Origin of the sequence: Azohydromonas australica DSM 1124, assembly GCF_000430725.1 — a bacterium.
Classification (GTDB): domain Bacteria; phylum Pseudomonadota; class Gammaproteobacteria; order Burkholderiales; family Burkholderiaceae_C; genus Azohydromonas; species Azohydromonas australica.
Genome location: NZ_KE387205.1, coordinates 175,329 through 200,619 on the forward strand (window position 1 = coordinate 175,329; position 25,291 = coordinate 200,619).

Below are 25,291 nucleotides of genomic sequence, written 5' to 3' on the forward strand. Positions count from 1 at the left end.
AGGAAATTTACCGGTCCATCGACGACTACACCGCACGGCGTCTGCGGATCTGGCTGCGAAGACGAAGCGGCAAGCAGGGAACGGGGTACCGCCAATACTCCGACCAGTACCTCTACTTGAAGTTGGGACTGATATGCCTGCTGCCGATTCAACGCGGCCGCTCGAAAGCGAAGGCCTGATGCGTCGGAAGAGAGCCGGATGCGGGAGATCCGCACGTCCGGTTCGACGAGGGGGATGTGGAAACGGAGCTATGGCGAGGTTACTCGGGCACCGCCAGACGAAAGGGGCGGAAATGGACAAACCGGACCTACGGCCACCGCGCCACATCTCTACTCTACCCAGCGGCAGCCATGGCTGCTCCACAAACAAGATGAGGCCCTGCCAGTGGTTGTGCAGGCTCTGGAGCACCTTGAGCACCGGTGCAGCAAGCCTGCCTTCAGCGAGCGACTGCTCACAGCTCTGGCACATGGACTGCACCGCCTGGCGCAGTTGCTGGTCCCGGACGTTGAACTCCGCCGAGGCCAGCCCCGCCTCCTGGCGTCGCGCATGGAGCTTGTAGAGCTCGCCGATGCGGTCGACCCAGCTCATGGCCCACGGTTCCAGCTGCGGGTGGCTGTTGGCAACGCGCAGGAAATCACGGCGCTGGTGCGCCCAGCAAAATGACAGCTGCACGCCGGGATGCTTGTTGACGTATCCCTTGTAGGCTGAGTAGCGGTCGACGCTGAGGATGCCTTCGTCACACCCGGCCAGCACCTGCTTGGGCACCTTCGACGAACGGCTGGGGTCGAGCGTGTAGTACGCCACCGTGGGCGTGGGGAACATCCACAAATACCAGCGGTGACCGCGCTTGCCTTCACGCTCGACGAATACTTCCCAGCGCGTCTCGTCGGCATGCCAGTGATTCTGCCCACGTAGGTGCTCGAGCAAGGCTTGCTGCAGCGGCTCGAACATTGGCGCCAGGCGATGCAGGCCATCCGTGAGCGTGCCGGGAGACAGATGCAGACCTTGATCCTCCCAGTCCTGCAATAGCCGGTGCAGCGGCTGGCCATGGAGGTACTTGCCCAGCAGCAGGTGCACCCATACCGATACGCCAAGCTTGCCCCTGGGGATCAAAACGCGGCGGCGCGGGGGCGGCGACGATGCCCGGCAGACAGCCACATTGGCACACCGGGTGGTAGCGCCGGCGGTGGACCACGCGTCGCCAAGCGCGGACCTCGAACTCGACCACGTCGCAGTCGTCGCTGCCGGGGAATGCCTGCAGCGCGAGCCCACACCGCGGGCACACGGCTGCATCGAGCTCGGCTGTCTCTTGGACAACCGGCAGCTGCGTCAGCCGGGTGCGACCGTGCCCGGGCCTGCCGGGCTGCTGCCCACGAGGACGCTTATGCTCCTGCGATGGCGCACTGGCCTTGTTCAGAGCACGGGACTTCTCGCTACGCTGACCGAAAAGCCGATGCCGCAGCTCTCGGCTGTAGGCTTGTTCCTGCGCCAACTGTTCCTGCAGTGCGGCCTCTTGCTGTCATGCCTGCTCACGCTCGCATACGTGTTGTGCATGCAACCTCATCTCTCGCCGTCGGGCCTGCTCAAGGCTGTAGATCATCTGCTCGCGCAGCTCGGCTTCGCGCAGCCTGACCCGCTCGTATTCCTGCACCAGCCGCTCCAGCGCCTTGATCCGCTCAAGGGCCTGGCTGTACTGCTGTCGATATTGCTCAATCCGCGCGACCGCGCGTTCGTGCAGTGACTTCCTAGAGCTGGCCTGCATGACCAACTGCACATGCTCTTGCTTGCTCAGCGTCACTGAAGCCTGCTCGAACGGCGTCGCCGATGCTTGCGCTGCGGGGGCCACTGACTGCGCCTGCCCAACAGCCGTACTCATGAAACTCACAGTAGGCAATGCGTCTGCTGGCGTCCAGTTCGCCGCGCAGTACCCATGTCGCCGGTGGATCTACCGAATATTTACCCAGCGCTCTCATGGCCTACATCGCTTCCAAGAAGCTCTTCTATTACTGCCCGCTCAAGGACAATCGTTATGTGGACGACTCCAAAGAGGGACGTCCTTATCAACGTGTGGACAGTCTGCAGTGGACTGATCTTGAACTGCACCAAGGCAAGATCGTCAAGGTCAAAGGTTTTCCGCCTGAGCATCGGGTGAAGCTCTTTCGTGTGCCGGTGTCCACCCACCGCATCAATTGGATCGTGACCAACGATCTATCTCGGGATTCCACGGACGCAACACAAGAAGCGTGCGGCATGCGTTGGAAGATTGAGCAGTTTCATCGCGAATTCAAGCAGCTCACTGGAGCGGAAAAATGCCAGTGCCGGCGCGGCCGGATGCAGCGCAACCATATTGCTTGTGCCGTGCTGGTTTGGGATTGCTTGGCAGCTCAGGCGCGACCGGTCGGGAAAACACTCTATCAGCTCAAACGCGAGATGCTGTCCAACTATCTAAGTAAGAGCCGAGCTGCGCAGCCCGGCGGTGCGGATGGTGCTCGCTGCGTAAGTCCTATAGATGTTGGTGGCGTTAGTCTCAAGGGTGAATTGAATAACGTCGCAGGTAGTATTCATAATTCATTGGACGGCATTGATGAGATATATAGTTATGGTAGCGGGCACACATCAAGTGGTTTTGATGTAATTATATCTCAATGGGTTAATTCTAGAGAAAGCGACTTTGTTGGTCTTTCAACGGATCTCGGTATGCATCGAGAGTATGTGCCCATTGTATTAAAAGACTATGCTGGCATTTATTTTTATATCTCCAGTGGAGATAAGATCACAACCGTGGCCGTTGAGGACACGTTTGGAATACAGTCGGTGCAAATCAATACCGTTTCGGAGCCAGGATCTCTCGCACTGCTCAGCGAAGGGCTCTTTGGTGCCGCGTTATTGCGTCGCAGATCAAAATCTGGAGAGGAAACTAAAGCCGTTGGTTGACTGCTGTAAGAGCGGAACCTGCTAAGTTAGGTTCTTCCAAGCTAGACGGTAAGTTATTGGCAGGCCTGAGAAAATCCACCCTAGGCCTTCGCCTAGCGTTTTCGACTGCTAGAAACGCCCGGAGATTATGACTAATCTTCGATTAGAAATTTGTGCCCGTTGGCGTTCCCTGACCAAGCCCTGGTGGTCCGAGTAGCGCACTCCGTGCGGGGCGTTCCCGCTCCCTGTCCCATCCTGGAAAGACCGCCGGCGTCTGCAGTGCACGGTTGGAGTGGATGGGTTCGCATCCTGACAAGCCTTGCGTGCGATGGCTGCTCCTGCAGCGCAGGAAGGCAGTGCTTGCTGGCATCGCGACCATGGCGCTGGCACGCAATGCGGCGGCCTGTGCGCCGCGGTCGAGTCCTTGTGCTGGTCTTCTTCCGTTCGGTAGAGAACGGTTCCGCTGCCTGAAGAGAAGCCCATCGCCAGCGGCCTTCTCACTGCACCTTCCTCCCCGCACTGTGGGTCGTGTGATAACTGAGTCGGATTCCGCCTGATGTCTGAACGCCGATAGCCCGTTCATGCCGGACCATCGAAACAAGAACGGACGCTGCGGGCTGCTACCGCGCCGTCAGGAGCGCTGATCGCCCGATGGGTCAGCGCCAACGGAATACAGGCTTGAAAAGCTCATAAGTCCCGTGTGAAGTCCCGAGCAAGCCGTTCGTCACCTGGAAGATGGCATTGATCCAGGCCCGGCTCCTGGCCGACCTGCACGCATGCCACGTCTGCGCAGGCGGCGGGGTTGCGTCCCGGGAGTCAGAGGGCGTGTCGGCACGGCGCCAATCCAGCGCTGCACGGCGGGTGTTAGACGGTCTAACACCCGGCCATGGCATGGGCTCCCCTGCCCTGCCGTGGACTGACCATCCTGCAGCCGCGCCCCACACCGGGCCGCGCAGCACTGCGCCGATTGACGCAGTGCGACCGCCTGCCTGCCGCAAGGTTGCCTCAGACCGTGCGCGCCCGCCCCGCCAGGGCACCGGCCCAGCATTGCAGGCCCACCAGCACCCAGAGCACCACCAGCGGCACCCGCCACCCACCCGAAGCGTCGTGCAGCAGGCCGAAGCCCACGGGACCCAGGGCCGCGAGGCTGTAGCCCACCGACTGGGCCATGCCGGACAGCGACGCGGTCTGCAGCGGGTTGTGGGTGCGCAGGCTAAAGAAGGCCAGCGAGAGCGCGAGGCTGGCCCCGGAGCCCAGGCCCCCGAGCAGGATCCAGATCAGCGAAGGCGCTGGCCCGGCCAAGCCGACGAAGCCGGCCAGCGACAGCACCGACGCGGCCACCGCATGCCACGACTGGGTGCGCGCTCGCGCCGCCACCAGGGGCGCCAGCAGGCTACCGCTCAGACACGCCACTTGGTAGAAGAAGGCGTAGGTGCCAGCCGTCGCGGCGGACAGCCCGGCGTCCTGCAGCAGGCTCGGCAGCCAGGCAACCAGCACGTAGAACGCCAGTGACTGCAGCCCCATGAACACCGACACCTGCCAGGCCAGGGGCGAGCGCCACATCAGCACCGGCGCGCGGGCGGGCGCAGGCGGCAGCGCCGAAGCTGGCACGGTACCGGAACGCCTGGGCATGATCAGCCACCACAGGCCGGCCAGGGCTGCGGGCACAGCCCAGACCGCCAGGGCCAGGCGCCAGCCCAGCGCCCCGGCCAGCGGTACCGCCAGCCCGGCGCCCACGGCAGCCACGCCCGCCAGCGTGGTGACAAAGACCGAGGTCATGGTGCCGATGCGCCCCGGGAAATCTCGCCGGATGATCGCGGGTACCAGCACGTTGCCCAAGGCAATGCCGGCCCCCAGCAGGCCCGCACCGGCGAACAGCCAGGCCGTTCCTGGCAGGGAGCGCAGCACGACGCCCAGCACCAGCAGCCACAGCGAAACCATCAGCACCCGCTCCAGGCCGAAGCGTCGCGCCAGGGGAGCGGCCAGCGGAGATACCGCGCCGAAGGCGATGACCGGCATCGTGATCAGCAGGCCCAGGGCCGACGGGGACAGCCCCGTGTCGGCCTCGATCTGCCTGATCAGCGGGCCGATGCCCATGAGTGAAGGCCGAAGGTTGGAAGCAATGAGGACCAAGCCCAAGACGGGCGAGGCCAAGCGCCAGGGCGCCGGTACAGCGGAGGACATCCAGACGAGACCGCGCGTGCGGAAAGCTACGGGGCAGCGATTCTCGCCGCGGGCCAAAAAGAAGGCGGCCCGGGGGCCGCCTGATCGATCGCCGGACTGCGCCGGGCTCAGCCGCGCTGCCCCACCAGCCGCCGCAGCGCCTTCTCCAGCGCGCTCCAGCGCTCCGGCGGCAGCAGCGCAGCGTCGATTTCCAGCACGGTGCACGCGCCGTCATGGCGGATCGCGGCCTGCCGGCCCTGGCCCAGGTCCATACGGCGCTCAGCCGGTGCCGACAGGTCCGCCCCCGCCGTACTGGCGGCCGGGGTGTTAGACCGTCTAACACCCTCCACGTCGCCCGCGCCGCTGAGCAGCTTGAGCACCTTGGCCGCCGCCAGGCCCTGTGCCGCCGCGTCGCTCGCCGCGGCCACCACGGCCTCCCGGTCGCGCTCCAGCGCGTCCTTGAGCTTCTTGATCCAGCGGAACTGGATGTCGTTCGGCGAGGGGAAGGCATCGAGCACAGGCTGCGGCAGCTGGGCGATATGCAGCGCGTTGGAGACGTCCCCGGGAGCGCGGCCGATGAATGCAGCGAGCTGCCGCAGTGACGGGAACATGCCCTCATCCAGCGCCTTCCGGTACATCACGCCCTGTTCGTAAGCCGAGAGGTTGCGGCGCAGCCGGTTCTCGCGCTCCATGTGACCGAACAGGTCGCGGTCCGACAGCGCCTTGACCACCGCGTTGACCGGCAGTCCCAGCTCCAGGCATGCGCGGTGGCGGCGGTGGCCGAACACCACTTCGTAGCGTGCGGCACCGGGCCCGATGCTCTCCAGCGGCCGCACCAAGATCGGCTGCACGTTGCCGCCGGCGTCTAGGATCTCGGCCTTGAAGGCCTCAAAGTCCGGGCCCTTGAAGGAGTCGGCATGCCGGTTGGCCCAGCGGCTGGGAGCGATCTCCCGCGCATCGAGCTGCAGCGCACCGCGCTCGCCGGCCAGCCGCAAGACTTCCTGCTCCAGCTCGCCGAGCTTCTGGCGCAGTGTGGCGTTGTCCAGGATTTCCATGGTGGTGAGCCCTGGCCCCGTCTTGGGCCGCGCCACCACCGGCGGCACGATAGGCTGACGTTCCGCCGCCGCGGGCGGCACCGGTTCCTCCGGAGCGCGCGCGGTGCGCGCCGGCGGCAGCACGAAGGCGATGTTGTCGCCCTTGCGTTCCTTGCGGGCGCCGCTCATCGCGCGGCTCCACGCAGTTGGTCGAGCTGCCGGGTCCAGAACAGTTGGCCCTGGTCCTCGATCAGGTCCACCAGTCGGTCGTAGGCCTCAGTGGCGCGCTTGAAGGTGCGTGCACTGGCGTTGGCCACCCGGTCGTAGACCGTGCCGAACTCGGCCGAGGAGGTGTTGGCCGCCGCGGTCTTGGGAATCTCCACCTGCACCAGCTTGTCAGCATAGGCCGTGGCCATCCACTTTTTGACCATCAGCCCGGTCTGGTCGGTGCTCTCGACCTTGGTGGGCAGCACGTCGATGAAGCTGAACTTCTTGGTGCCGCCGCGCTGGCGGATAAGGGAATTGGTCAGGTCGGAGAACAGGTCCCAGAACTGCGCCGAGCTGGCGAAGTCCAGGGCGTTGGGCGGCAGCGGCATCACGATGCCGTCAGCGGCCATCAGCGCGTTGATGGTGGTGTAGGAGAGGGCAGGGGGGGTGTCGATGATGATGAAGTCGTAGTCCTCGCGCGCCGCGTCCAGCCCCAGATCCAGCACTTTCCAGAACTCGAAGTTCGGGTTGGCCATCTGCCGTGCCGGCAGCGTGAACTCGGCGCCGAACAGGAAGGGCGCCGCGGCCACGAGGTCGATCCCGTCCCAGTAGGTCTGGCGGATGGCATAGGACACGTCGGCCTGCTCGCCCTTGAACAGTGGCAGCACCGTGTCGCCGATCTCCACCTCCGAGTCCGGCAGGATGCCGAACAGCGTGGTGAGCGATCCCTGCGGGTCGCAGTCGATCAGCAGCACCCGGTGCCCGGCCAGGCTCAGCCCCTGCGCCACGGTGGCCGCGGTGGTGGTCTTGCTCACCCCGCCCTTGAAGTTCCCGATGCAAACGGTCACGGCCGTTGTGCCGGCCGGGCGCAGGTCACCCTCCCGGGCGACGCGCACCCAATGGCGGGCCTCACCCAGCGTGAACTCGCGCCGTGCGCCGCTGGGCGAGAGCGTGCCCACGGGTAGGTTGCCCTTCTTGATGCGAGTGAGCACCTTGGACTTGTCCCAGCCAGTCAGCTCGGCCAGATCACCGCTGGAGAAGGTGGGCGGCTGCTTGCGGGAGTCAGGCGCCAGCATCGTGCCGCGAATCTGCGACACCACCGCCTTCACCCGCTCCGCCTGCTCGTCGATGGCTTCCAGCGTGATGCCATCGTCTTCATTCAGCACGGTAGTTTCCAAGAGTGTGTTCTCCTGCATCGTTCTTGCGTTGCGATGAATTGTAGAAGCGAACCTAAAAAATGAGCAGCGCTGATTTTTTGAGGAGCCGAAAGCCGTAAAACGCTGGACGAAACAGCGGAAATGAACCTTCTCAAGCGCCGTTCTTTAATCCGTCTTTAATCCCCTTTAATACCTTTGGTGCTGTGGAAAATAGGAATTATTCTTTTAAATCAACAACTTACAGAATAACCCTGTCCAGGCTTCCCATGATTTCCGTCCCGGGATCTGACTGGAAACGTCCAGCGCCTTGACTGAGCGTGTCCCGCCGTTTGACTTCTCAATGTCGCGAAGGGGGCTGCCGCTGTGGACAACTTCACTGGAGGGCGCCAGTGCGACCTGCGTCGGGCCGCTGGACTGGCAGCCAGACGTCCAGCGTTTTGACTATTGAGGCCCGGTGGCACTTCATTGCCGCCGCCGACGGCTCGGAAAGCGTGTCCGCGGATGCCTGGACATATACTTTTCTCCATGTCCAAGGCAGTCCAGACAAACCAGCGCGAGGTGGCGGTGGAGGTGTTCCGCAAGCCTGCCGCGATCATTGCCATCGTCCCGGCCAACCGGCCGCTGACGGTAACCGCGCGCAAGGCCTACAACGTCATGGGTCGCATGGCGCAGCGCGTCGGGGACACGGGCGATGCGGGCTATGCCGCACCGTTGAAATCCATCCTGAGGGGTCTCGGCGCCGACAGCAACGCGGCCGCGTCGCTCAAGCGCTACCTCGGCGAGATGATGACGACCAAGGTCGACTGGCGGCGGCTCTCGTTGGGGGATGCGCCGCTGGACGGGGCGCCAGGAGAGGCCGGCGAGCGCCTGCTGATATTCACCCTGGTGTCGCAGGTGGAGCTCTACAAGGTCGGGCGCGACAACTGGGTGCGCTGGTGGTATCCGCCGGCCATACGGCAGCAGATGACGGATCCGGACCGCTGGGCGCAGATCAGCCTGGAGACGGTCGCGCGGCTGGGCACCTACGCGGCGGTGGCGCTGTACGAGATCTGCGTGCGCTACAAGACCACGGGCCGCACCGCGCGCCAGCACTGGAGCTGGTGGGTTCCGGTGCTGCGCGGTAGCGACCAGGCCAAGCAGCGCGAGTGGCGCAAGATCAAGAGCGAGTTGGTCGTGCCGGCCATCCGCGAGATCAACGAGATCAGCGAGATCGAGATCACGCTGGTCGAGCACAAGGAGCCCGACGGCGTGCACCTGCAGTTCGAGGTGCGTCCGCGTGAGCGGCGTCCGGCCGCCGCGGGAAGCGAGCAGCCGGTGGACGTGGCGCTGGTGACGCGGGCCCTGGGCCTGGGCCTGGCCGAGCGCGACGTCGACGCGCTGGAGGAGCGCTTCGGCGGCGAGGCGGTAGCGCACGCCCTGGAGCTGCTGGCGCGGCACCTGTCCGGCGGCACGCCAGTGCCGGACCGGCTCTCGCACCTGAAGTGGATCTTGCACGGCATCGCCGACAAGACGCCGCGCCGCCCGGCCGTGCCGGCCACGCCCGCCGAGGTGGCGTATGCGCCGCGCCTGCCGCTGCCAGCCGCGCTGGGGGAGCCGGCGGCGCCCTGGCAGAGCATCCAGGAGTTCGCCACGGTGTTCGAGGCGCTGCCGAAGGAAGCGCAAGGCCGCTGGCTGGACGAGCTGCGGCGCTGGGTCATCGAGCGCGGCGTGGCCACGCCGCTGATGGTGCGCCGCATCGACAGCGGCGACTGGCGCTCTCCCGTAGTGCTCGCCTGGCTGCAGCGGCTGTTCACCGAGCGCGGCGAGCCGTAGCGGCCGGCTGGCCGCACCGCGGCCCTCCCAGGCCGTCCCGAGTTGTCCACAACGCGCCCGCCGACTCCCGGTGACCCGCCTTCGGACTCCCACTTTCCGCCCTCGGGTGTCCGCGACCCCACGCCCGCTGGCTCCCGCAGGGCACGCCTTCCGACTCCCGGATGCCTCGCCCGCTGACTCCCGACGCCACGCCTTCTGGCTCCCGGGTGGGAGTCAGAAGTTTCAGCAACGACAACCATTTGGCTCACTTGTCCACAGGGCCGAATCTTATTGAATCTCCCTGAATCCTTCTTGAATCGCCGAGAGGCGGGAGTCGGAAGGCGTGCCGCACTTCGAACGGCGTGGCGGCAGGCCCGCAAAAAGGCAGCCATCAGGAAACGGCCGGCCGGCCGGCCGATTTTCACGAAAGGCTGCATGAGCCCGGTGCCGAAGACAGCAACACCCACCGGGAGCCGCAAGGCGCTTCGCCTTCGTCCGCTGACTCCCACCCGCATGCGAAGTCCGTACAGGGCATCAGCGGGAAGCCAGAGCCTCAGCGCCAAATTTCCGTACCGCACCGTGTCGCTCGGGAAGATTCCTGCTTCTGGCATTTCATGAGCTGAGCCGCTTCGCACCCTGCTTCGTCCCGCGCGAACGCTTCGACCTCCCCGGACGGCACTGCGCTCCGGGCCGGGAGTCCAAGGGCGTGCTTGATGGACGGCGGCTTCGGCCGGGAGCCAGCAGGCGTTAGCGAAGGGCAGGGCTCCAGAGCCTGGGAGCCCGCGGGTGTGCAGGCTGGCCTGCGCCAAGTGACCGAATGGCACGGGAGCCAGAAGGCGTGTCCGCGCACACGGCACGCGCCCGCCGGGAGTCAGAGGGCGTGCATCGGGAGTCAGCGGGCGAGCCAGCTCGCTTGCGGGCCGTGAAAGCGCTCCGGGACACTGCCCGCACGGCGCGGGCTGGAGCGTGGATGTTGGCTTCGGAACCGCTCCTGGCACGCCTTTCGGCTCCCGCCATCCGCGACACGGACGGCGCGGGGACGAAGCGCGAGGCCGGGCGAGGCCGCATCGCCTTCAGACTCCCACCGTTGCCCGGCCACGCCTACACCGCCATGCCCCAGGACCGCAGCTCCCCGCCGAACCCGCGCCTGCCGCTGCCCGTGCAGCCGACGCAACTGCCGTTGTGGCACGAGCGGGTGCGGGGCCTGCCCAATCCCATCGCACGCTTTTCGCTGTTCACGGTCGGCAACCAGAACGAGCCGCGCAGCTTCTACCGCGAGCACCGCACCATCCAGACGCTGGCCGGCTGGGTGCTGACGGTGCGGGGCGAGGAGCTGCGCCAGGACGACGAGGACGTGTTCCTGCAGCTCATCCACCTGGCACGCTGCCAGCCCCTGGGCGAGGCCGTGAGCTTCACTGCGTACTCCTTCCTCAAGGAGCTGGGCTGGAAGCGCAGTGTCGAGGGCTACAACCGGCTCAAGGCCAGCTTCGACCGGCTGCAGTTCACCAGCATCCGGCTCAGCTCCGATGCCACCAGCAGCGACGGCTTCTACCTCTACCAGGGCGCACTGGTGCGCAAGTTCATGGGCAAGTCGGCTGACAGCGACGAGCCCAAGTCCAAGTGGACGGTGTGGCTGGAGCCAGAAATCATCAAGCTCTTCGGGCCCAGCGCTTACACGCAGGTCTGGTGGGAGCAGCGGCTGCGGCTGCGCAGCGCGCTGGCCAAGTACCTGCACAGCTACTTCTCCACCCACGAGGCCCCCTATCCGCTGAAGGTGGAGACGCTCAAGGGCCTCACCGGCTCGCGTGCCGCGCGGCTCACCGACTTCCGCAAGGCGCTGCGCGTGGCGCTGCAGCAGCTCGTCGCCGAGGGCTTCCTCGACGCCTGGACCATCGACGGCTCCGACATCGTCCACGTCACCCGCAGCACCCGGGGCAAGGCCGCCAAGGTGCTGCCCGCGGCCTGAACGCCCGGCATGGACTGGCTCTGAGCCCGCCATCCCATGCGCGCTATGGTGGCGGGTTTTGCTTTTCGGACCTTCGTCAGCGCCCCGCCATGCCCCATCTCATCGTCGTCACCGTCCTGTGGGCGTTTTCCTTCAGCCTGATCGGCCAGTACCTGGCCGGAAAGGTGGACAGCGATTTCGCCGTGCTGATGCGCGTGGCCATTGCCGCCGCCGTGTTCGTGCCCTTCACCGTCTGGCGCGGCCTGCCGCGGCGGCTGGTCGGCGGCTTCTGGCTCGCCGGCGCGCTGCAGTTCGGCGTCACGTACCTGTGCCTCTACCGCAGCTTCAACGTGCTGACGGTGCCGGAGGTGCTGCTGTTCACGGTGCTCACGCCGATCTACGTCACGCTGATCGACGATGCGCTGGAAGGCCGCTTCAACCGCCGCGCCCTGCTGGCCGCGGCGGTGGCCGTGGGCGGCGGCACCATCATCCGCTTCCACCGGCTGGAGGGCAGCTACCTGCTGGGCTTCTTGCTGCTGCAGCTGGCCAACGCCACCTTCGCCGCCGGCCAGATCCTGTGCCGCCACCTGCTGGCGCGCCACCGCACCGAGGTGCCGCTGCACCGCTTCTTCGGCCACTTCTTCCTGGGCGCGCTGGTGCTGGCGCTGCCGTCGTTCGTGCTGTTCGGCGATTGGGCCAAGCTGCCGCAGACGCCCGTGCAGTGGGGCGTGCTGGCCTGGATGGGCCTGTTCGCCACCGCGCTGGGCATGTACTGGTGGGTGCTGGGCAGCACGCGCGTGGATGCCGGCACGCTGGCCGTGATGAACGAGCTGCACGTGCCCGCCGGGCTGGTGGTGAACCTGCTGATCTGGAACCGCGACGCCGACCTGCCGCGCCTGGCCGCCGGCGGCGCGGTGATCCTGGCTTCGCTGCTCATCAACCGCTGGGGGCGCCAGCCGGGGGCGCTGGGGCTGAGCCGGTAAGTGCGCTCAGGGCTCGATCGCGATGCCGGCCGCGTGCCCCGAGTCGATCAGCTGCTGCCGCCGCGCCCCCACGTCGGACGGGCGCGAGCCGCGCAGCCGCGCGATCTCCTCGCCGTCGTAGGGCCGCAGCCCGGCCGGCAGGGTGCTCTCGCTCACGCGCGGCAGCAGCCAGTTCATCAGCTCGGCCACGTCCCGGTCCGACAGCGGCGTGTTCATCACGCCCGGGACCTGGACGATGAACTCCCGTCCGCCAGGCACCTGGAGAAAGCGGCCCAGCGTGCCCTTCATCGAGGGCACGCCCTTGGCGGGCGCGCCCGCACCGTCGATGCCGTGGCAGCCGACGCAGTGATGCAGGTAGTTCAGCTGCGCCCGCGCCGGCCTGGTGTCCGCAGCGGCCGTGCCGGCCCACAGGGCCAGGCCGAGGGCCAGCAGCTTCACGACCGGCCCCACCGGCTGCCGCGACACAACGGTGCGCCGGCTCATTTGGGCAGCTGCTCGCGGAGCTCGCGCAGCTCCTTGTGCGTGGGCTTGGACGAGCGCGCCTTGGCGAACTCCTCGACAGTAAAGGGCGCGGCAGCGCTGCCGTTGAGCTCCTTGGCCACGTAGCTCGCCACCGCGGCCAGCTGCTCGTCGGACAGGGCGGCCTGCGAGGGCATCGCGCCCATGAAAGTCTGGCCCTGCGACACGATGCGCCCGCTCAAGCCCTGCAGCAGCACCTGGCTGATGTAGCGCCGGCCGTCCTCGCTGTCCGCGTGCTTGCCCAGCGTGCCGGCCAGCGCCGGGGCCAGCCCCGGCGTGCCCTGGCCCGCACTGTTGTGGCAGGCCGCGCAGGTGTTCTGGAACACCGTGCGCCCGGCAGCGGCATCCGCCTGCTGCGCCGAGGCCTGGAAGGCGCAGGCGGCCAGCGCCAGCAGCGCGGCGACTCGATGCGGGGCTTTCATCACGAGGCTCCTTCGGCGACGCCGACGATGACGGACACGGTGCAGTGGTAGACCGAGCTGTCGTTGGCCATGCACCAGTTCACGTCGTTGTGCACGCCCAGCCGGTAGCCGGGCCGGTCGCCGTGGTTGGTGTTGCAGAAGCAGCGTCCGCAGGGCGTGCGGCCGCAACAGTCGGTGTAGCTCACCAGGTAGTCCTTGCCGTCGGCCGGATTGCGGCAGGTGCCGACCCAGGCCACCTTCGACGCCGTGCTGCCGGGCGGGCAGGTGGTGGCGCTGCCGCCGCAGCAGGAGCACAGGAAGCCGTCCACCGAGCAGTAGCGCCAGTAGTCGCAGTCGGTGTCGGTGGGCGCGCCCTTGTGCGCTGCGCCGCCGCCGCCATGGCCGCCGGCCGCGTGGGCCTGGGAGGTTCGGTCGAAGGGCAGCACGGGCAGCGTGAAGGCTGAGGCCACCATCAGCTTGCTCAGGCCCACCAGCAGGCTGCGGCGCGAGGTCTGCTGCGCCAGGCGGCGGCTGCGCCGCTCTGCGAAGCCGTCGAGGAAGGAGAACAGCGACTTCATGCTTGCTCCTTCGCCAGGCGCGGCGCCAGGTAGTCCTGCACCGAGGCCACGCCCAGGTCGCGCGCGGCGAAGAGGCTGTCGAGCTGCTCGCGCGAGTTCACCAGGCCCTTGGCCTGCACGCGGCCCTTCTCGTCGATCAGCACCGCATAGGGCAGCTTGCTCACGCGAAAGCGCATGCCCAGCTCGGCCGACAGCAGGTACGGATAGGCCATCAGGTCCACACGCTGGCGGAACTCCATGTGCTCCGGCGCCTCGCCGTCGGAGGCCAGCACCAGGCTCAGCCACTGGGACTCGGCCGCGCTGATGGACTTGAGGATCGGCAGCAGCTTCTTGCACACCGGGCAGGTGGGCGACAGGAAGAACAGCAGCGTGCTGCGCGCGCCGGGCACGCCCAGCTGCACGTTGCGGCCGTCCAGCGAGGGCAGGTCGAAGACTGGGGCGGCTTCGCCCACCTTCGGGCCGCTGTCCATCATCAGCGCGCCCATCGGCGCCACGCGCTCGTACAGGATGCCGATCTGGCGCGACAGCGCGATCACAGCCACCAGCAGGGCCAGCACGGCCAGCCACAGCAGGATGTTGGAGATCAGAAGGGCTTCGTTCACGGTGCGTTCCTCAGGGCGATCAGTCGGGGGTGGTTGCTCAGCAGCTGGTTCGTGACCAGGTACAGGCCGAGCAGGAAGAGGGTGGCGAAGGCGGTGGCCACCAGGTCCAGCCAGACAGTGGCGCGCGACTGCGCGGGCATCAGGGCCAGCAGCGCCAAAAGGCCCAAGCCGGCATTGCGCGCCACCAGGCCGCGGCTCAGCGGCACGTGCTCGCTGCCGCCGCAACCGCAGTCGATGCGCTCGCGGCCGCGCCGCAGGTTGATGGCGACGGCGCCGGTGACCAGCGCCAGCAGCGCCAGCGCGAGCAGGGCGCCCGCGCCGCGGCTGGCCGCGGGCAGCAGCAGCGCGCCGGCGAGCAATTCCAGCAGCGGCAGCAGCAGCGCCATCGGCGCCAGCATCACGCGCGGCAGCAGGCGGTAGTTGTCCAGCGCCTCGCGGAACAGCGCCGGGTCGCGCAGCTTGGGCAGCGCGCCCAGCAGCAGCACCGCGCCCAGCGCCGCCGCCGCGGCATGGCCCAGCACCGGATCGAGCGCGAAGGAGGGCAGGGCGCTCATCAGTGCGTCTCCAGGTAGACCGGCGTCTCGCCCATGGGCGCGGACACGATCAGCGGCTTCTTGAGCCGGCTGTCGTCGCGAACGTCGTAGGCCACGATGCTGTTGTCCGCGCCGCTGAGCAGGAACAGCCGCGGCGTCTCGGTGCGCGCCACCGTCATCGAGATGGCGGTGTGGCCCGGCATGCGCGCCACGCGCTGCTTGCGGTTCAGGTCGAACACCCAGACTTCCTTGGCCGGGTTCTTGTGGCTGCCTTCCGCCGCACCCTCGTGCATGGCGACGAACAGCCGGCCGCGGCGCGGCTCGACGGCGAAGAACTGGTAGCCGCCCGGGCGCCAGCCGCGCTTGGCGCTGGCCGCGTCCAGCAGGCTCCAGGGCTGCTCGAAGCGCGGCTCGGTGCCGGCGAGCTCGATGCCGTGCACCTTGCCCGCGTAGGAGACGAAGGTTGCCCGGTCATCCAGCATCTCGTAGTGCATGAACACCGGGTCCACGTCCGGGTCGAAGAACTTCGCGCTGCGCGCGCTGGTGGCGTTGGCGCCGGTGGCATCCAGGTCGAAGGTCATGAGCGTGCCGTCGCCGCACACGGTGGAGAAGCGTGTGGCGGGCGCGCGCCAGGGCAGCACGCCCCAGCAGCCGGGGTTGGCGATCTCGCCCACGGCCTTGCGCTGCTGCAGGTCCACCACCGTCACCGACGTGGCCGGCGTGGCGTTCTGCACCAGCAGGAAGCGGTTGTCGCTGGTGGTCTGCAGCAGCGCCTTGATCTGCAGGCCCTGCGCGTGCTTGGCCGGGATCTCGATCTCGTGCTTGAAGCTGAGGTCGTCGGTGTTGTAGACCTCCACCACGTCGGTGCGCGTGCCGCGCTGCAGCCGGCTGTGGTAGGTGGTGGCGACGTAAAGCTCCTTGCGGTCGCGCGACAGCACGGTCGAGGCCGAGAAGCCCGCGCCGGTCAGGCCCAGGTAGCGCATGCGTGAGCCGTCGATGACGTGCACGCGGCCGTCCACCAGGTGCGGCATGACCGGGTCGGTCAGGTAGATGCGGTAGGGGTCGGCCGCGGCCAGCGGCTCCATCGTGAGCGTCTCGACGGGCAGCTCACCGTGTGCCGTGCCCAGACCGCCCACTGCGAAGGCCAGCATCGCTGCCTTGCAAGCGTTGGTGCGGGACCACCGCACCAGTGAATGAACCATGGAGACTCCATCTCGCAGACGTCCCTGTCTGCACGATGAAATCCTAGGGAGGGGTCTCCAAATGCCTTATCCGAATCCTGCAAACATGAGCGCCACGTGACGCGCGGTGCTCAGGCGTTCAGCGCCTGCCCGCCGGACAGCCGCGCGCGGCGCAGGCTCTGCGACGGCGACTCGCAGAATTGGCGCTTGTAGTCGCAGGAAAAACGCCCGAAGTGCCAGAAGCCCCAGCGCGAGGCGACGTCGTAGACGCTGAGCGCCGGGTCCGCGCAGCGGCGCAGCTCGCGCCGCGCCGCGTTGAGCCGCAGCGCCCGGATATAGCGGTTGGGCGACAGGCCCAGCACGTCCTGGAAGCAGTAATTCAGCTTGCGCAGGCTGGCGCCCACGGTGCTGCAGACCTCGTCCAGCGAGGGCGGCTCGTCCGGGCGCGCCATCATCAGCTCGCAGGCGCGGTCCACCAGCCGCTTGCGCTGGCTGGCGCGACCTTCCTGGTCGGCATCGCGCGAATCGGCCAGCACGTGGACCATCTGCACCAGCACGTTGTCGCGCAGTTCCTGCCGGGCGCCAGCCTCATCGAGCGAGCCTGCACCGGCGGACGCCAGCAGCAGCCCGGCACGCAGCGCAGCCGCGAAGGGTTTGACTTGCTGCTCGCTGGTGGACAGGCCGGTGACCAGGCCCCGGCAAATCGACAGCGGACGGCCCAGCAGGTCCTGCGAGGCCTGCTGCAGCAGCGCTTCGTCCACCACCACGCCCGCGAAGCTGCAGTCCGCGGGCGTCGTCATCTGCAGCTCGCCGTCGTGCACGGACGCCAGGCCCGAGGCGCCTGGACGCACGCCGTTGATGACGAGCTCGCCCTGGCCGCTGAGCATCATGGCCGCGCTCACCGAGCCGGCGCTGAGCACGCCGCTCTGGTGCAGGCAGCGGCTGGTTCGTTCCACGAACAACTGCATGCCCGGCAGCCTGACGTCCAGGAAGCTGCCTTCGAAGCGTCCGCAATCCAGTTGGTCGTATTCAAGCTGCCAGTCCAGGAGCTGCTGCGTGTGCTCCTCCAGGTCGTCGGTACGGATCTGGCGCACCACTTGCGGGCTTCCATTCACCGGCTGCGTTGCCATCTCGGTGCAAAAAGAGGTGTACATGGCAGGAGATGCGGCTTGATACGGAAAGCGCGGCCGAGAAGCATGAGCTGTGCCACGGCGTCGGGGCGCGCAGCTTGCCAGCACCCCCGAATGCGCGCCTCCGTGAAGTCCCCTAGCGGCTGTCGCGCGGACGGGCATGCCTCCTCTGTGAAAGCAGGCGCCAAAACGCTTGATCAGGAACAAGCGAGTTCCCCACACGGCAGTCGGAATTAGTCTCATGCAAATTCATTTGGTATAGGCTAAGCAATCTGCGCCTGGACCAAGGGATTTGCATGTTTCGTCCAGAACCGACGCCTCAGGTCTTCGGCTTTCAGCCGTGGCGCGACTTCGTCTCCTCCGCCTTCCTGAACCTGGAGTGCCGTGCCGAGCGGCCCGCGTCGTTCCAGGGCAGCGCGCTGCTGGCGCGCTTTGCCGGCAGCCACGCGATGGACGTGCGCGTCGCCGCGTCGGAAGTGAAGCGCCGGCAGCGGGACGCGGAAAACGACGCGCGCGCCTGCTTCAAGGCGTTCTGGCAACTGTCCGGCACGAGCCGCGTGCGCCAGGGGGCGCGCGAGTCCGTGCTGCAGCCGGGTCACTGGACGGTCTACGACACCGCGCGCGACTACGCCATCGAATCGAGCGACGGCTCGCGCTTCATCACCTTGCTGCTGCCACAGGCGCGCTCGCTGCACCTGGCACCGGCCGTTCGCTCGCTGGCCGCGCAGCCCCTGGCCGAGGGCGGGACGGCGCATGTCGCGCGCTGCGCGCTTGCGGGCCTGCTGCACGACGCGACGCCGCTGGACGGCCCCGGCCAGGCCGTGATCGAGAACAGCCTGCTGGCCCTGCTGCAGCAGGCGCTCGCCACCGAGCTGAAGGCGCGCGGCAACGACGGCGCCGTGGCCGGCCGGCCCAGCCTGGAACAGGTGCGCCACTACATCGAGGAGCATCTGGGCGATGCCTTGCTGACGCCGGAGCGCGTGGCGCAGGCCTTCGGCATCTCGCGGCGAGGCCTGTACACGCTGTTCGAATCCGCCGGTCAGACGCCGCGGGCCTTCATCCAGCAGCGTCGCCTGGACCGCGCGCATGAGCTGCTGTGCGACGCCACGTGGAGCGCCGTGCCGGTGATGCGCATCGCCCGGCAGTGCGGCTTCCCGGACGCGGCCAACTTCAGCCGCGCCTTCCATGCGCATCATGGCCGCACGCCTTCGGCCTGCCGGGCGCAGGGCGCCCACTTTGGCCTCGGCTGATCAGTAGTTTCCCGGGGCTGCACGCTGGAACAAGCCGGCGCACGAAATGACAAGAGGCTGAAAAAGGCCCGCCGATAAGGTTGTTTTCAAGTGCACAACCCCACTTGGAGACACCCATGGCCTACGACGGACGGTTCCCCATCGACGATGCGGTCCGCAACTTCCTGCAGCGGCGCCCGGCCCTGTTCATCGACGGCGAGTGGACGGCCGGCACCGGCACGGCCACCATCGACGTCCACGATCCCGCCACCGGCGCGGTGATCGCCCGCGTGCCCGATGCCACGGCTGAGGACGTGGACCGCGCCGTCCGCTCGGCGCGCGTGGCCTTCGAAGACGGCCGCTGGCGCCACCTGCGCCCCGCGGACCGCGAGCGCGTGCTGCTGCGCCTGGCCGATGCGATCGAGGCCCATGCCGAGGAGCTGGCGCAGCTGGAGACGCTGGAGCAGGGCAAGTCCATCCACCTGTCGCGCATGATCGAGGTGGGCGCCTCGGCGGAGTGGAGCCGCTACGCCGCCGGCCTGGCGACCAAGCTCTCGGGCCGCACCTTCGACGTGTCGCTGCCGGGCGGCCCGCAGCACTGGACGACGTACACGCGGCGCGAGCCCATCGGCGTCGTGGCGGGCATCGCGCCCTGGAACTTCCCGCTCATGATTGCGCTGTGGAAGGTGCTGCCGGCGCTGGCCTCGGGCTGCAGCATCGTGCTCAAGCCCTCGGAGGTGACGCCGCTGACCGCGCTGCGGCTGGCCGAGATCGCGGCCGGGGCCGGCGTGCCGCCCGGGGTGTTCAACGTCATCACGGGCACCGGGGCGACGGCCGGTCGCGCGCTGGTCGAGCATCCCGCCATCGCCAAGATCAGCTTCACCGGCTCGACCCAGACCGGCAAGCACATCGCCCGCTCGGCGGTGGAGCGCATGGCGCGCACGACGCTGGAGCTGGGCGGCAAGAATCCCGCCATCGTGCTGCGCGACGCGGACGTCGATGCCGTCGTCAACGGCCTGCTGCTGGGCGGTTTCCTCAATGGTGGCCAGGTCTGCGCCGCGGCCTCGCGCGTGTACGTGGAGGCCCCGCTGTTCGACGCGCTGGCCGGCGGCCTGCACGAGGCGATGAAGAGCATGCGCGTGGGGCCGGGCCTGGACCCGCAGGCGCAGGTCAACCCGCTCGTGTCGCGGCAGCACCAGCAGTCGGTGCTGGCGCACCTGGACGACGCGCGACGCCACGGCGGCGAGCTGCTCGAAGGCGCGGCGGCCCCGGACGAGCGCGGCTACTACGTGCGCCCGACGCTGGTGCTGAACCCGGGCGCGCCGATGCAGCTGCTGCGCGAGGAGGTTTTCGGCCCGGTGCTGTCGCTCACGCGCGTGGGCGATGCCGAGGAAGCGCTGCGCCTGGCCAACGACAGCCGCTTCGGCCTGGCGGCCAGCCTCTGGACGCGCGACCTCGGTGCGGCGATGCGCTACACGCCGCGCATCGAGGCCGGCACGGTCTGGGTCAACAGCCACGTGCTCATCGACCCGAACATGCCCTTCGGCGGGCTCAAGGAATCCGGCCAGGGCCGGGACTTCGGCGTGGACTGGCTCGAACCCTATACCGAGCTGAAGTCCGTCTGCATCCACCACTGAAGCGCCGAGCTGCACCACCGCCCCGCCGCCCGCGCCTGCCGACCTTGCGGGCGGCTTCGCCACACCTTGCTGAATCGAACTGGTCCGTATGAAGAACCGCGCCCTTTTCCTTGTCCCGCTGGCTGTGCTGGCGCTGTGCAACCAGTCCCGGGCCGCCAGCGCGCCCGATCCCGGCGACTACGTGCCCGCGCCCGCCGGCGCCACAGTGACAGCCTTGTACGCGCAGCACCAGAAGGCGGATCGCGTGTACGAGAACGGGCGCCGCGCGCTGGGCGACCTGGGCCTGAAGCTCGACATCGGCGTGCTGCGCGTCATGCATTACTTCGAGCTGGGCGGCAAGCCCGCCGACGTCGAGCTGGTGCTGCCCTTCGGGCGCCAGCGCGTGGGCGGCGACGACACGCGGCTGTCGGGCGTGGGCAACGTGATCCTGGGCACCACGTACTGGACCAAGAGCGACGAGGCCTCGCAGACGCACCTGGGCTGGGCCGGCTACCTGAGCCTGCCCAGCGGGGCGCATCGGAAGGAAGGCTTCTTCGCCAGCGAGGACCGCTATGCGCTCGACCTCCAGTTCGGCTACATCACGCCGCTGGCGCCCAAGGTGTCGCTGGACCTGCTGGGCCAGACCGAGCTCTATACCCGCGACGACACCACGCGCATCGAGCGCAAGCCGCTGGTGCGTGCCTTCGCGCACCTGAGCTACCACCTCTCCGACGCCACGCGGCTGGCCTTAACGGTGCGGCAGGCCTACGGCGCGCGCGAGACGCTCAACGGCAGCGAGGTGCTGGGCAGCAAGCGCGACACCAACCTGATGCTGACTTGGCAGCACCAGGTCACCGACGCCCTGCAGCTGCAGCTGCAGGTTGCCAAGGACGTCAAGGTGCGCAACGGCGCGGCCGTGGAAGCTGTGCAGGCGCGCGTGGCCTACGTGTTCTGAAAGCTGGCTTAAGGGGAACAGGCGCCCGCTTGGAGGCGCCTGCAGGTCATCAGCGCTGCGGCGCCTGGAGTGCGGGCAGCACGGTGCCCTCGCAGAGGCCGAAGCCGATGCGGGCCGCGCCCGGCTTCTCGCACCAGCCGCGCAGCACGACGCTGTCGCCGTCTTCCAAGAAGGTGCGCTGCTCGCCGCCGGGCAGCGCCACGGGCTGCTTGCCGCCGCCGGTGAGCTCGATCAGCGCGCCGGCCTGGTCCAGCGTCGGACCGGAGAGCGTCCCGCTGCCCAGCAGGTCGCCGGGCTGCAGGTTGCAGCCGTTGACGGTGTGGTGCGTCACCATCTGCGCCAGCGTCCAGTAGGCATGGCGGTAACTGGTGCGGCAGAGGGTGGCCGGGGCGTGGCCGGCCTCGCGCATGCGCGGCGTCAACAGCTCGACCTGCAGCTGGATGTCCAGCGAGCCGGCTTCGCGGTGGGCGGCGCAGTCCAGGTAGGGCAGGGGCTGCGGATCGCCTTCCGGGCGCTGGAAGGGCGCGCGGTAGGGCGCGAGCGCCTCCAGCGTCACGATCCAGGGCGAGATGGTGGTGGCGAAGCTCTTGGACAGGAACGGCCCCAGCGGCTGGTATTCCCAGGCCTGGATGTCGCGCGCCGACCAGTCGTTGAGCAGGCAAATGCCGAACACATGGTCCTCGGCCTGCGCGATCGCCACCGGCCCGCCCAGCGCGTTGCCTTCGCCGATGAACACGCCCAGCTCCAGCTCGATGTCCAGCCGCTTGCACGGCCCGGCCACCGGCTGCGCCGCACCGGGCGGCAGCGTCTGCCCCTGCGGACGCCGGAACGCCTGGCCCGACACGCCGATGCTCGATGCGCGGCCGTGGTAGCCGATGGGCACCCACTTGTAGTTGGGCAGCAGCGGGTTGTCCGGGCGGAACAGGCGGCCGATGTTCGTGGCGTGGTGCACGGAGGTGTAGAAGTCCGTGTAGTCGCCGATGCGCGCCGGCACGTCGTACTCGGCTTCCGCCTGGGGCACCAGGCAGGCCTGCAGCTGGCGCTGCTCGGCCGCGCCTTCGCGCAGCCCGCGCGACAGCGCCAGCCGCAGCGCGCGCCACGCGGGCTGGCCCCGTGCCATCAGCGCGTTGAGCTTGTCCTGCGAGCCGGCCAGCGCGGCCATGCCCGCGGGGCCGTCGAACACCGCCAGGGCGGCCGCCGCCGCCAGGTCGACGATCTGGTCGCCGATGGCGACGCCGCCGCGCCAGGCTTCCAGCGAGCCCTTGCGGCGGAACACCGCGAAGGGCAGGTTCTGGATCGGGAAGTCGGTGCCCGCGCGGTGGGCGGACGCCACCCAGCTGCGCAGCGCCGGGTCGTGGGTTTCGTTGAGCAAGGGCATGGGCTCACACGCCTTCGCGCGCCAGCGCCATGGCCTCGCGCAGCACGGCGAGGTCGCCGATGTGGTTGCTCAGCAGCAGGATCAGTTTGGCGTTGACCAGCGCGCTCGCCTCGTCGCTGAGGTCGCGGTGCATGTCGATGAGCGCCTCGTAGAAGTCGTCGCCGGGCGAGAAGTCGCGGATGGGGCGCTGGCCGGCTTCCTGGAAGTTGGGTTGCAGTTGGAGCGGCATGGGGTGGTCCTTGGGGGTCAGGCGTTGCAGGTGGCGCGGGCCACGGCTTGGCGCACCCGGGCGGCGTCGACGCCGCGCCAGCGGGCGGCCAGGTGCTGGTCCGGGCGCAGCAGGAAGGCGCTGCCGTCGCGGGCGTCGTAGCGCTGCGCCACCAGGCCCTTGAGTTCCTGCAGCACGCGCACGCCGGGCAGGTCCGCGGGCTTGGGCGAGACGACGATGGTCTCCACCGGGATGGGCGCGTCGCGCAGGCCGGCCAGCAGCGTGCGGTCCACCGTCGAGGCGTCGTCCGCGTACACCAGCAGCTGGAAGCGGTTGCCCACCTGGTCGATGAGCCAGCCGCCGCGGCCATCGGCCACGACCGGCGCGTCTTCGATGGGCGCGCCCGGCACCATGTGACTGTCGAACGCGTCGGCGTCGGGCGTGTTCAGCGACGACGCGCTGTAGAACGCGGGCACCGACAGCCGGCCGGAGTTGACCAGCTTGCGCGCGAAGGCGTGCTTCTGCGCCAGCTGCAGCACGGCGTTGCGGAAGGCCTTGCTGGTGTTGCTCTTGGGCGTGATGAAGTCCGTCGAGCGCGTGGAGTTCATGAGGTTCTCGTCGGCCGCGTGCACGCGCTCTTCGGAGTAGCTGTCCAGCAGCGCCTCGGGCGCCAGGCCGTCCAGCACCAGCTTGAGCTTCCACACCAGGTTGTCTGCGTCCTGGATGCCGGAGTTGGCGCCACGCGCGCCGAAGGGCGAGACCTGGTGCGCGGCATCGCCGGCGAACAGCACGCGGCCATGGTTGAAGCGGCCCATGCGCCGGCACTGGAAGGTGTAGACGCTGACCCACTCCAGCTCGAACTCGCGGTCGTCGCCCAGCATCGCCTTGATGCGCGGGATCACCTTCTCGGGCTTCTTCTCCTCCTCCGGGTCCACGTTCCAGCCGAGCTGGAAGTCGATGCGCCAGACGTCGTCGGCCTCGCGGTGCAGCAGCACGCTCTGGTTGCGGTGGAAGGGCGGGTCGAACCAGAACCAGCGCTCGGCGGGGAAGGCCGCCTTCATGATCACGTCGGCGATGAGGAAACGGTCCATGAACACCTTGCCGTCGATGTCCAGGCCGAGCATGGTGCGGATGGGGCTGCGCGCGCCGTCGCACACGATCAGCCAGTCGGTCTCCAGCGCGTACACGCCGTCGGGCGTCTGCACCTGCAGCGACACGTGGTCGGCCTGCGGCGTGACGGCGATGACCTTGTTCTTCCAGCGCATCTCGACGCCGGTCTCGTTGCAGCGCTCCACCTGGTACTGCTCCAGGTAGTACTGCTGCAGGTTCACCATGCCCGGGCGCTTGTGGTCAGCCTCGGGCAGCAGGTCGAAGCTGAAGACCTCCCCCTCGCCGAAGAAGGTGCGGCCCACGCTCCAGTCCACGCCCTTGTTCACCACGGGCTCGCCCACGCCCACGCGGTCCAGGATCTCCAGCGCCCGCTTGGCATAGCACAGGCCGCGCGAGCCGACGGACACGGTGTTGTCGTCATCGAGCACGAGCACGGGGATGCCGTGCTGGCGGCAGTCGAGCGCGGCGGTCATGCCGACCGGGCCGGCGCCGACGATGACCACCGGATGGCGCCGCGGCGCGGCGTCCGACAGCTCGGCCGGCTTGCGGTACTCGAACTTCGGGTAGGTGTAGGTCTTGAGCATGGTGTCTCCTTGAATCCGCAGGGACGAGTCGCCCCACGGGCCGCGCCGCGACGGGCGCGCCCGGTGTCTGTGTTTCCGTTGGGAAGGGGTTGGCGGGCGCTGTGGATCAGCCTTCCAGCGCGTGCCACATGTCGATGTCGCGCTGCGCGGTCCACACGCGCGGGTCCGGGTACTGCGTGGCCTCGTCGTAGGCGCGGGTCACGTCGAAGGGCATGCAGTGGTCGAAGATCACCCACTGGCCGTACTTGGGCGCCATCTGCGCGTAGGCGTTCTTGTAGGTGGTCTTGAGGTCCAGGCCCGCGGCGGCGCCGGCCTGCACGGCGGCGTACAGGTCGGAGACGAAGGCGCGCGTGCCGGCCAGGCCCGCCTGCACCTGTTTCTCGCCCACCAGTGCGGGGCCGCGGCCCGGGACCAACGCCAGCGGATTGAGCGCGGCGATGTTGTCCAGCGTCTGCGGCCAGTCCTTGAAGTAGGCGTCGCCCGCGTACGGCGTGGCGTCGAACTCCACCAGGTCGCCCGAGAGCAGCGTGCGCTCCTGCGGCAGCCACACCACCGTGTCGCCCTTGGTGTGGCCGCGGCCGAGCTGCAGCAGCTGCACTTCGAGCTTGCCCAGCCACAGCGTCATCTTCCCCCTGAAGGTCATCGTAGGCCAGGTCAGCCCGGCAGGCACCGTCTCCACGTTGCGGAACAGGCGCGGGAAGCGGCCGATCTCGCTGGCCTTGTCCTGCTCGCCACGCTCGACGATCAGGTCGTAGGTGTCCTGGCTGGCCAGGATCTGCTGCGGCTCGTAGGCCGAGGCACCCAGCACGCGCACGGCGTGGTAGTGCGTGAGCACGACGTACTTGATGGGCTTGTCCGTCACCTCGCGAATGCGGCGGATCACGTCAGCCGCCATCGCCGGCGTGGCCTGGGTGTCAGCGACCAGCACGGCGTCGTCGCCGATGATGATCCCGGTGTTCGGGTCGCCTTCGGCCGTGTAGGCCCAGGCGTGCTCCGAGATCTGCTTGAAGCTGACCATCTTTTCTTCCAGGTCGGCTTGGGATGCGAACTTCTTGCTAGGGTTCATGGCTTGCA

The 25,291-nt window shown here is 68.2% G+C and carries 23 protein-coding genes and 1 pseudogene; 9 read left to right on the forward strand and 15 right to left on the reverse strand.

What is annotated here, in order from left to right:
- Positions 1-1,158, reverse strand: a 1,158-nt coding sequence (gene tnpC / locus H537_RS56870) for an IS66 family transposase (protein WP_441293984.1), incomplete at its 3' end; no start/stop codon positions are given.
- On the opposite strand from tnpC, the gene H537_RS55095 reads away from it, so the two are divergent.
- The 3 genes and pseudogenes from H537_RS55095 to H537_RS57085 all read left to right on the forward strand — a co-directional run bounded on the left by H537_RS55095 (position 1,097) and on the right by H537_RS57085 (position 2,934).
- Positions 1,097-1,741 carry a hypothetical protein gene (locus tag H537_RS55095; protein WP_211235086.1) on the forward strand — a complete coding sequence of 215 codons (645 nt, stop codon included), beginning with the start codon at positions 1,097-1,099 and terminating at the stop codon, positions 1,739-1,741. The two genes, tnpC and H537_RS55095, sit on opposite strands and share 62 nt — an antisense overlap.
- A gap of 212 nt (positions 1,742-1,953) precedes the next feature.
- Positions 1,954-2,500 (forward strand): annotated as a pseudogene (locus tag H537_RS57080) (transposase); the annotation flags it as partial.
- Between the two features lie 38 nt (positions 2,501-2,538).
- Positions 2,539-2,934 (forward strand): PEP-CTERM sorting domain-containing protein, encoded by a 396-nt coding sequence (locus H537_RS57085; RefSeq protein ID WP_441293985.1) that lies wholly within the window; start codon positions 2,539-2,541, stop codon positions 2,932-2,934.
- Between the two features lie 984 nt (positions 2,935-3,918).
- Here the strand turns inward: H537_RS57085 and H537_RS0124755 are convergent.
- From H537_RS0124755 to H537_RS45375, 3 genes are all read right to left on the reverse strand, one after another.
- Entirely contained in the window at positions 3,919-5,010 is a 1,092-nt protein-coding gene (locus tag H537_RS0124755; RefSeq protein ID WP_051243216.1) for an MFS transporter, read from the reverse strand.
- Positions 5,011-5,204: 194 nt separating this feature from the next.
- Entirely contained in the window at positions 5,205-6,299 is a 1,095-nt protein-coding gene (locus tag H537_RS49675) for a ParB/RepB/Spo0J family partition protein (RefSeq protein WP_051243217.1), read from the reverse strand.
- Entirely contained in the window at positions 6,296-7,483 is a 1,188-nt protein-coding gene (locus H537_RS45375; protein ID WP_238446785.1) for a ParA family protein, read from the reverse strand. Before H537_RS45375 ends, H537_RS49675 begins: the two co-directional genes overlap by 4 nt.
- A 516-nt stretch (positions 7,484-7,999) precedes the next feature.
- Between H537_RS45375 and H537_RS0124770 the strand changes: the two genes are divergently transcribed.
- The 3 genes from H537_RS0124770 to H537_RS0124780 all read left to right on the forward strand — a co-directional run bounded on the left by H537_RS0124770 (position 8,000) and on the right by H537_RS0124780 (position 12,193).
- Positions 8,000-9,286 carry a RepB family plasmid replication initiator protein gene (locus H537_RS0124770; protein WP_028999991.1) on the forward strand — a complete coding sequence of 429 codons (1,287 nt, stop codon included), beginning with the start codon at positions 8,000-8,002 and terminating at the stop codon, positions 9,284-9,286.
- A gap of 949 nt (positions 9,287-10,235) precedes the next feature.
- A complete protein-coding gene (trfA, locus tag H537_RS45380; protein ID WP_169517088.1) occupies positions 10,236-11,231 on the forward strand; it encodes a plasmid replication initiator TrfA in 996 nt (331 codons plus the stop codon).
- A gap of 89 nt (positions 11,232-11,320) precedes the next feature.
- On the forward strand, positions 11,321-12,193 hold the full coding sequence (locus H537_RS0124780; RefSeq protein WP_028999992.1) for a DMT family transporter: 873 nt from the start codon (positions 11,321-11,323) through the stop codon (positions 12,191-12,193).
- A 6-nt stretch (positions 12,194-12,199) separates the two neighbouring features.
- On the opposite strand, the gene H537_RS45385 is transcribed toward H537_RS0124780, so the two are convergent.
- The 7 genes from H537_RS45385 to H537_RS0124815 all read right to left on the reverse strand — a co-directional run bounded on the left by H537_RS45385 (position 12,200) and on the right by H537_RS0124815 (position 17,161).
- Positions 12,200-12,676, reverse strand: a complete 477-nt coding sequence (locus H537_RS45385) for a c-type cytochrome (protein ID WP_051243220.1) — start codon at positions 12,674-12,676, stop codon at positions 12,200-12,202.
- Positions 12,673-13,134 carry a c-type cytochrome gene (locus H537_RS0124790; RefSeq protein WP_043459946.1) on the reverse strand — a complete coding sequence of 154 codons (462 nt, stop codon included), beginning with the start codon at positions 13,132-13,134 and terminating at the stop codon, positions 12,673-12,675. The genes H537_RS45385 and H537_RS0124790 overlap by 4 nt, the downstream gene beginning before the upstream one ends.
- On the reverse strand, positions 13,134-13,691 hold the full coding sequence (locus H537_RS0124795; protein WP_043459947.1) for a methylamine dehydrogenase light chain: 558 nt from the start codon (positions 13,689-13,691) through the stop codon (positions 13,134-13,136). Before H537_RS0124795 ends, H537_RS0124790 begins: the two co-directional genes overlap by 1 nt.
- Positions 13,688-14,293 carry a methylamine dehydrogenase accessory protein MauD gene (gene mauD, locus H537_RS0124800; protein WP_028999995.1) on the reverse strand — a complete coding sequence of 202 codons (606 nt, stop codon included), beginning with the start codon at positions 14,291-14,293 and terminating at the stop codon, positions 13,688-13,690. Before mauD ends, H537_RS0124795 begins: the two co-directional genes overlap by 4 nt.
- Positions 14,290-14,847, reverse strand: a complete 558-nt coding sequence (locus tag H537_RS0124805) for a MauE/DoxX family redox-associated membrane protein (RefSeq protein WP_043459948.1) — start codon at positions 14,845-14,847, stop codon at positions 14,290-14,292. Before H537_RS0124805 ends, mauD begins: the two co-directional genes overlap by 4 nt.
- Positions 14,847-16,028, reverse strand: coding sequence for an amine dehydrogenase large subunit (locus H537_RS0124810; RefSeq protein ID WP_043459949.1), 1,182 nt, complete (start codon positions 16,026-16,028; stop codon positions 14,847-14,849). The genes H537_RS0124805 and H537_RS0124810 overlap by 1 nt, the downstream gene beginning before the upstream one ends.
- Before the next feature lie 110 nt (positions 16,029-16,138).
- Entirely contained in the window at positions 16,139-17,161 is a 1,023-nt protein-coding gene (locus H537_RS0124815) for a helix-turn-helix domain-containing protein (RefSeq protein ID WP_156901921.1), read from the reverse strand.
- 272 nt (positions 17,162-17,433) lie between these two features.
- On the opposite strand from H537_RS0124815, the gene H537_RS0124820 reads away from it, so the two are divergent.
- The 3 genes from H537_RS0124820 to H537_RS0124830 all read left to right on the forward strand — a co-directional run bounded on the left by H537_RS0124820 (position 17,434) and on the right by H537_RS0124830 (position 20,937).
- The gene (locus tag H537_RS0124820; RefSeq protein WP_028999999.1) at positions 17,434-18,387 is read left to right on the forward strand and encodes a helix-turn-helix domain-containing protein; all 954 of its coding nucleotides are present in this window, start codon (positions 17,434-17,436) and stop codon (positions 18,385-18,387) included.
- 116 nt (positions 18,388-18,503) lie between these two features.
- Positions 18,504-20,003 (forward strand): aldehyde dehydrogenase family protein, encoded by a 1,500-nt coding sequence (locus H537_RS0124825; RefSeq protein WP_029000000.1) that lies wholly within the window; start codon positions 18,504-18,506, stop codon positions 20,001-20,003.
- 88 nt (positions 20,004-20,091) lie between these two features.
- The gene (locus H537_RS0124830; RefSeq protein WP_029000001.1) at positions 20,092-20,937 is read left to right on the forward strand and encodes a transporter; all 846 of its coding nucleotides are present in this window, start codon (positions 20,092-20,094) and stop codon (positions 20,935-20,937) included.
- A gap of 49 nt (positions 20,938-20,986) precedes the next feature.
- On the opposite strand, the gene fahA is transcribed toward H537_RS0124830, so the two are convergent.
- The 4 genes from fahA to H537_RS0124850 form a co-directional block, all read right to left on the reverse strand.
- Entirely contained in the window at positions 20,987-22,315 is a 1,329-nt protein-coding gene (gene fahA / locus H537_RS0124835) for a fumarylacetoacetase (protein WP_029000002.1), read from the reverse strand.
- Between the two features lie 4 nt (positions 22,316-22,319).
- Positions 22,320-22,544 (reverse strand): DUF2783 domain-containing protein, encoded by a 225-nt coding sequence (locus H537_RS0124840; protein ID WP_029000003.1) that lies wholly within the window; start codon positions 22,542-22,544, stop codon positions 22,320-22,322.
- A 17-nt stretch (positions 22,545-22,561) separates the two neighbouring features.
- The gene (locus H537_RS0124845; RefSeq protein ID WP_029000004.1) at positions 22,562-24,217 is read right to left on the reverse strand and encodes an FAD-dependent oxidoreductase; all 1,656 of its coding nucleotides are present in this window, start codon (positions 24,215-24,217) and stop codon (positions 22,562-22,564) included.
- A 106-nt stretch (positions 24,218-24,323) separates the two neighbouring features.
- A complete protein-coding gene (locus tag H537_RS0124850) occupies positions 24,324-25,283 on the reverse strand; it encodes an MBL fold metallo-hydrolase (RefSeq protein WP_029000005.1) in 960 nt (319 codons plus the stop codon).
- Positions 25,284-25,291 lie beyond the last annotated feature (8 nt).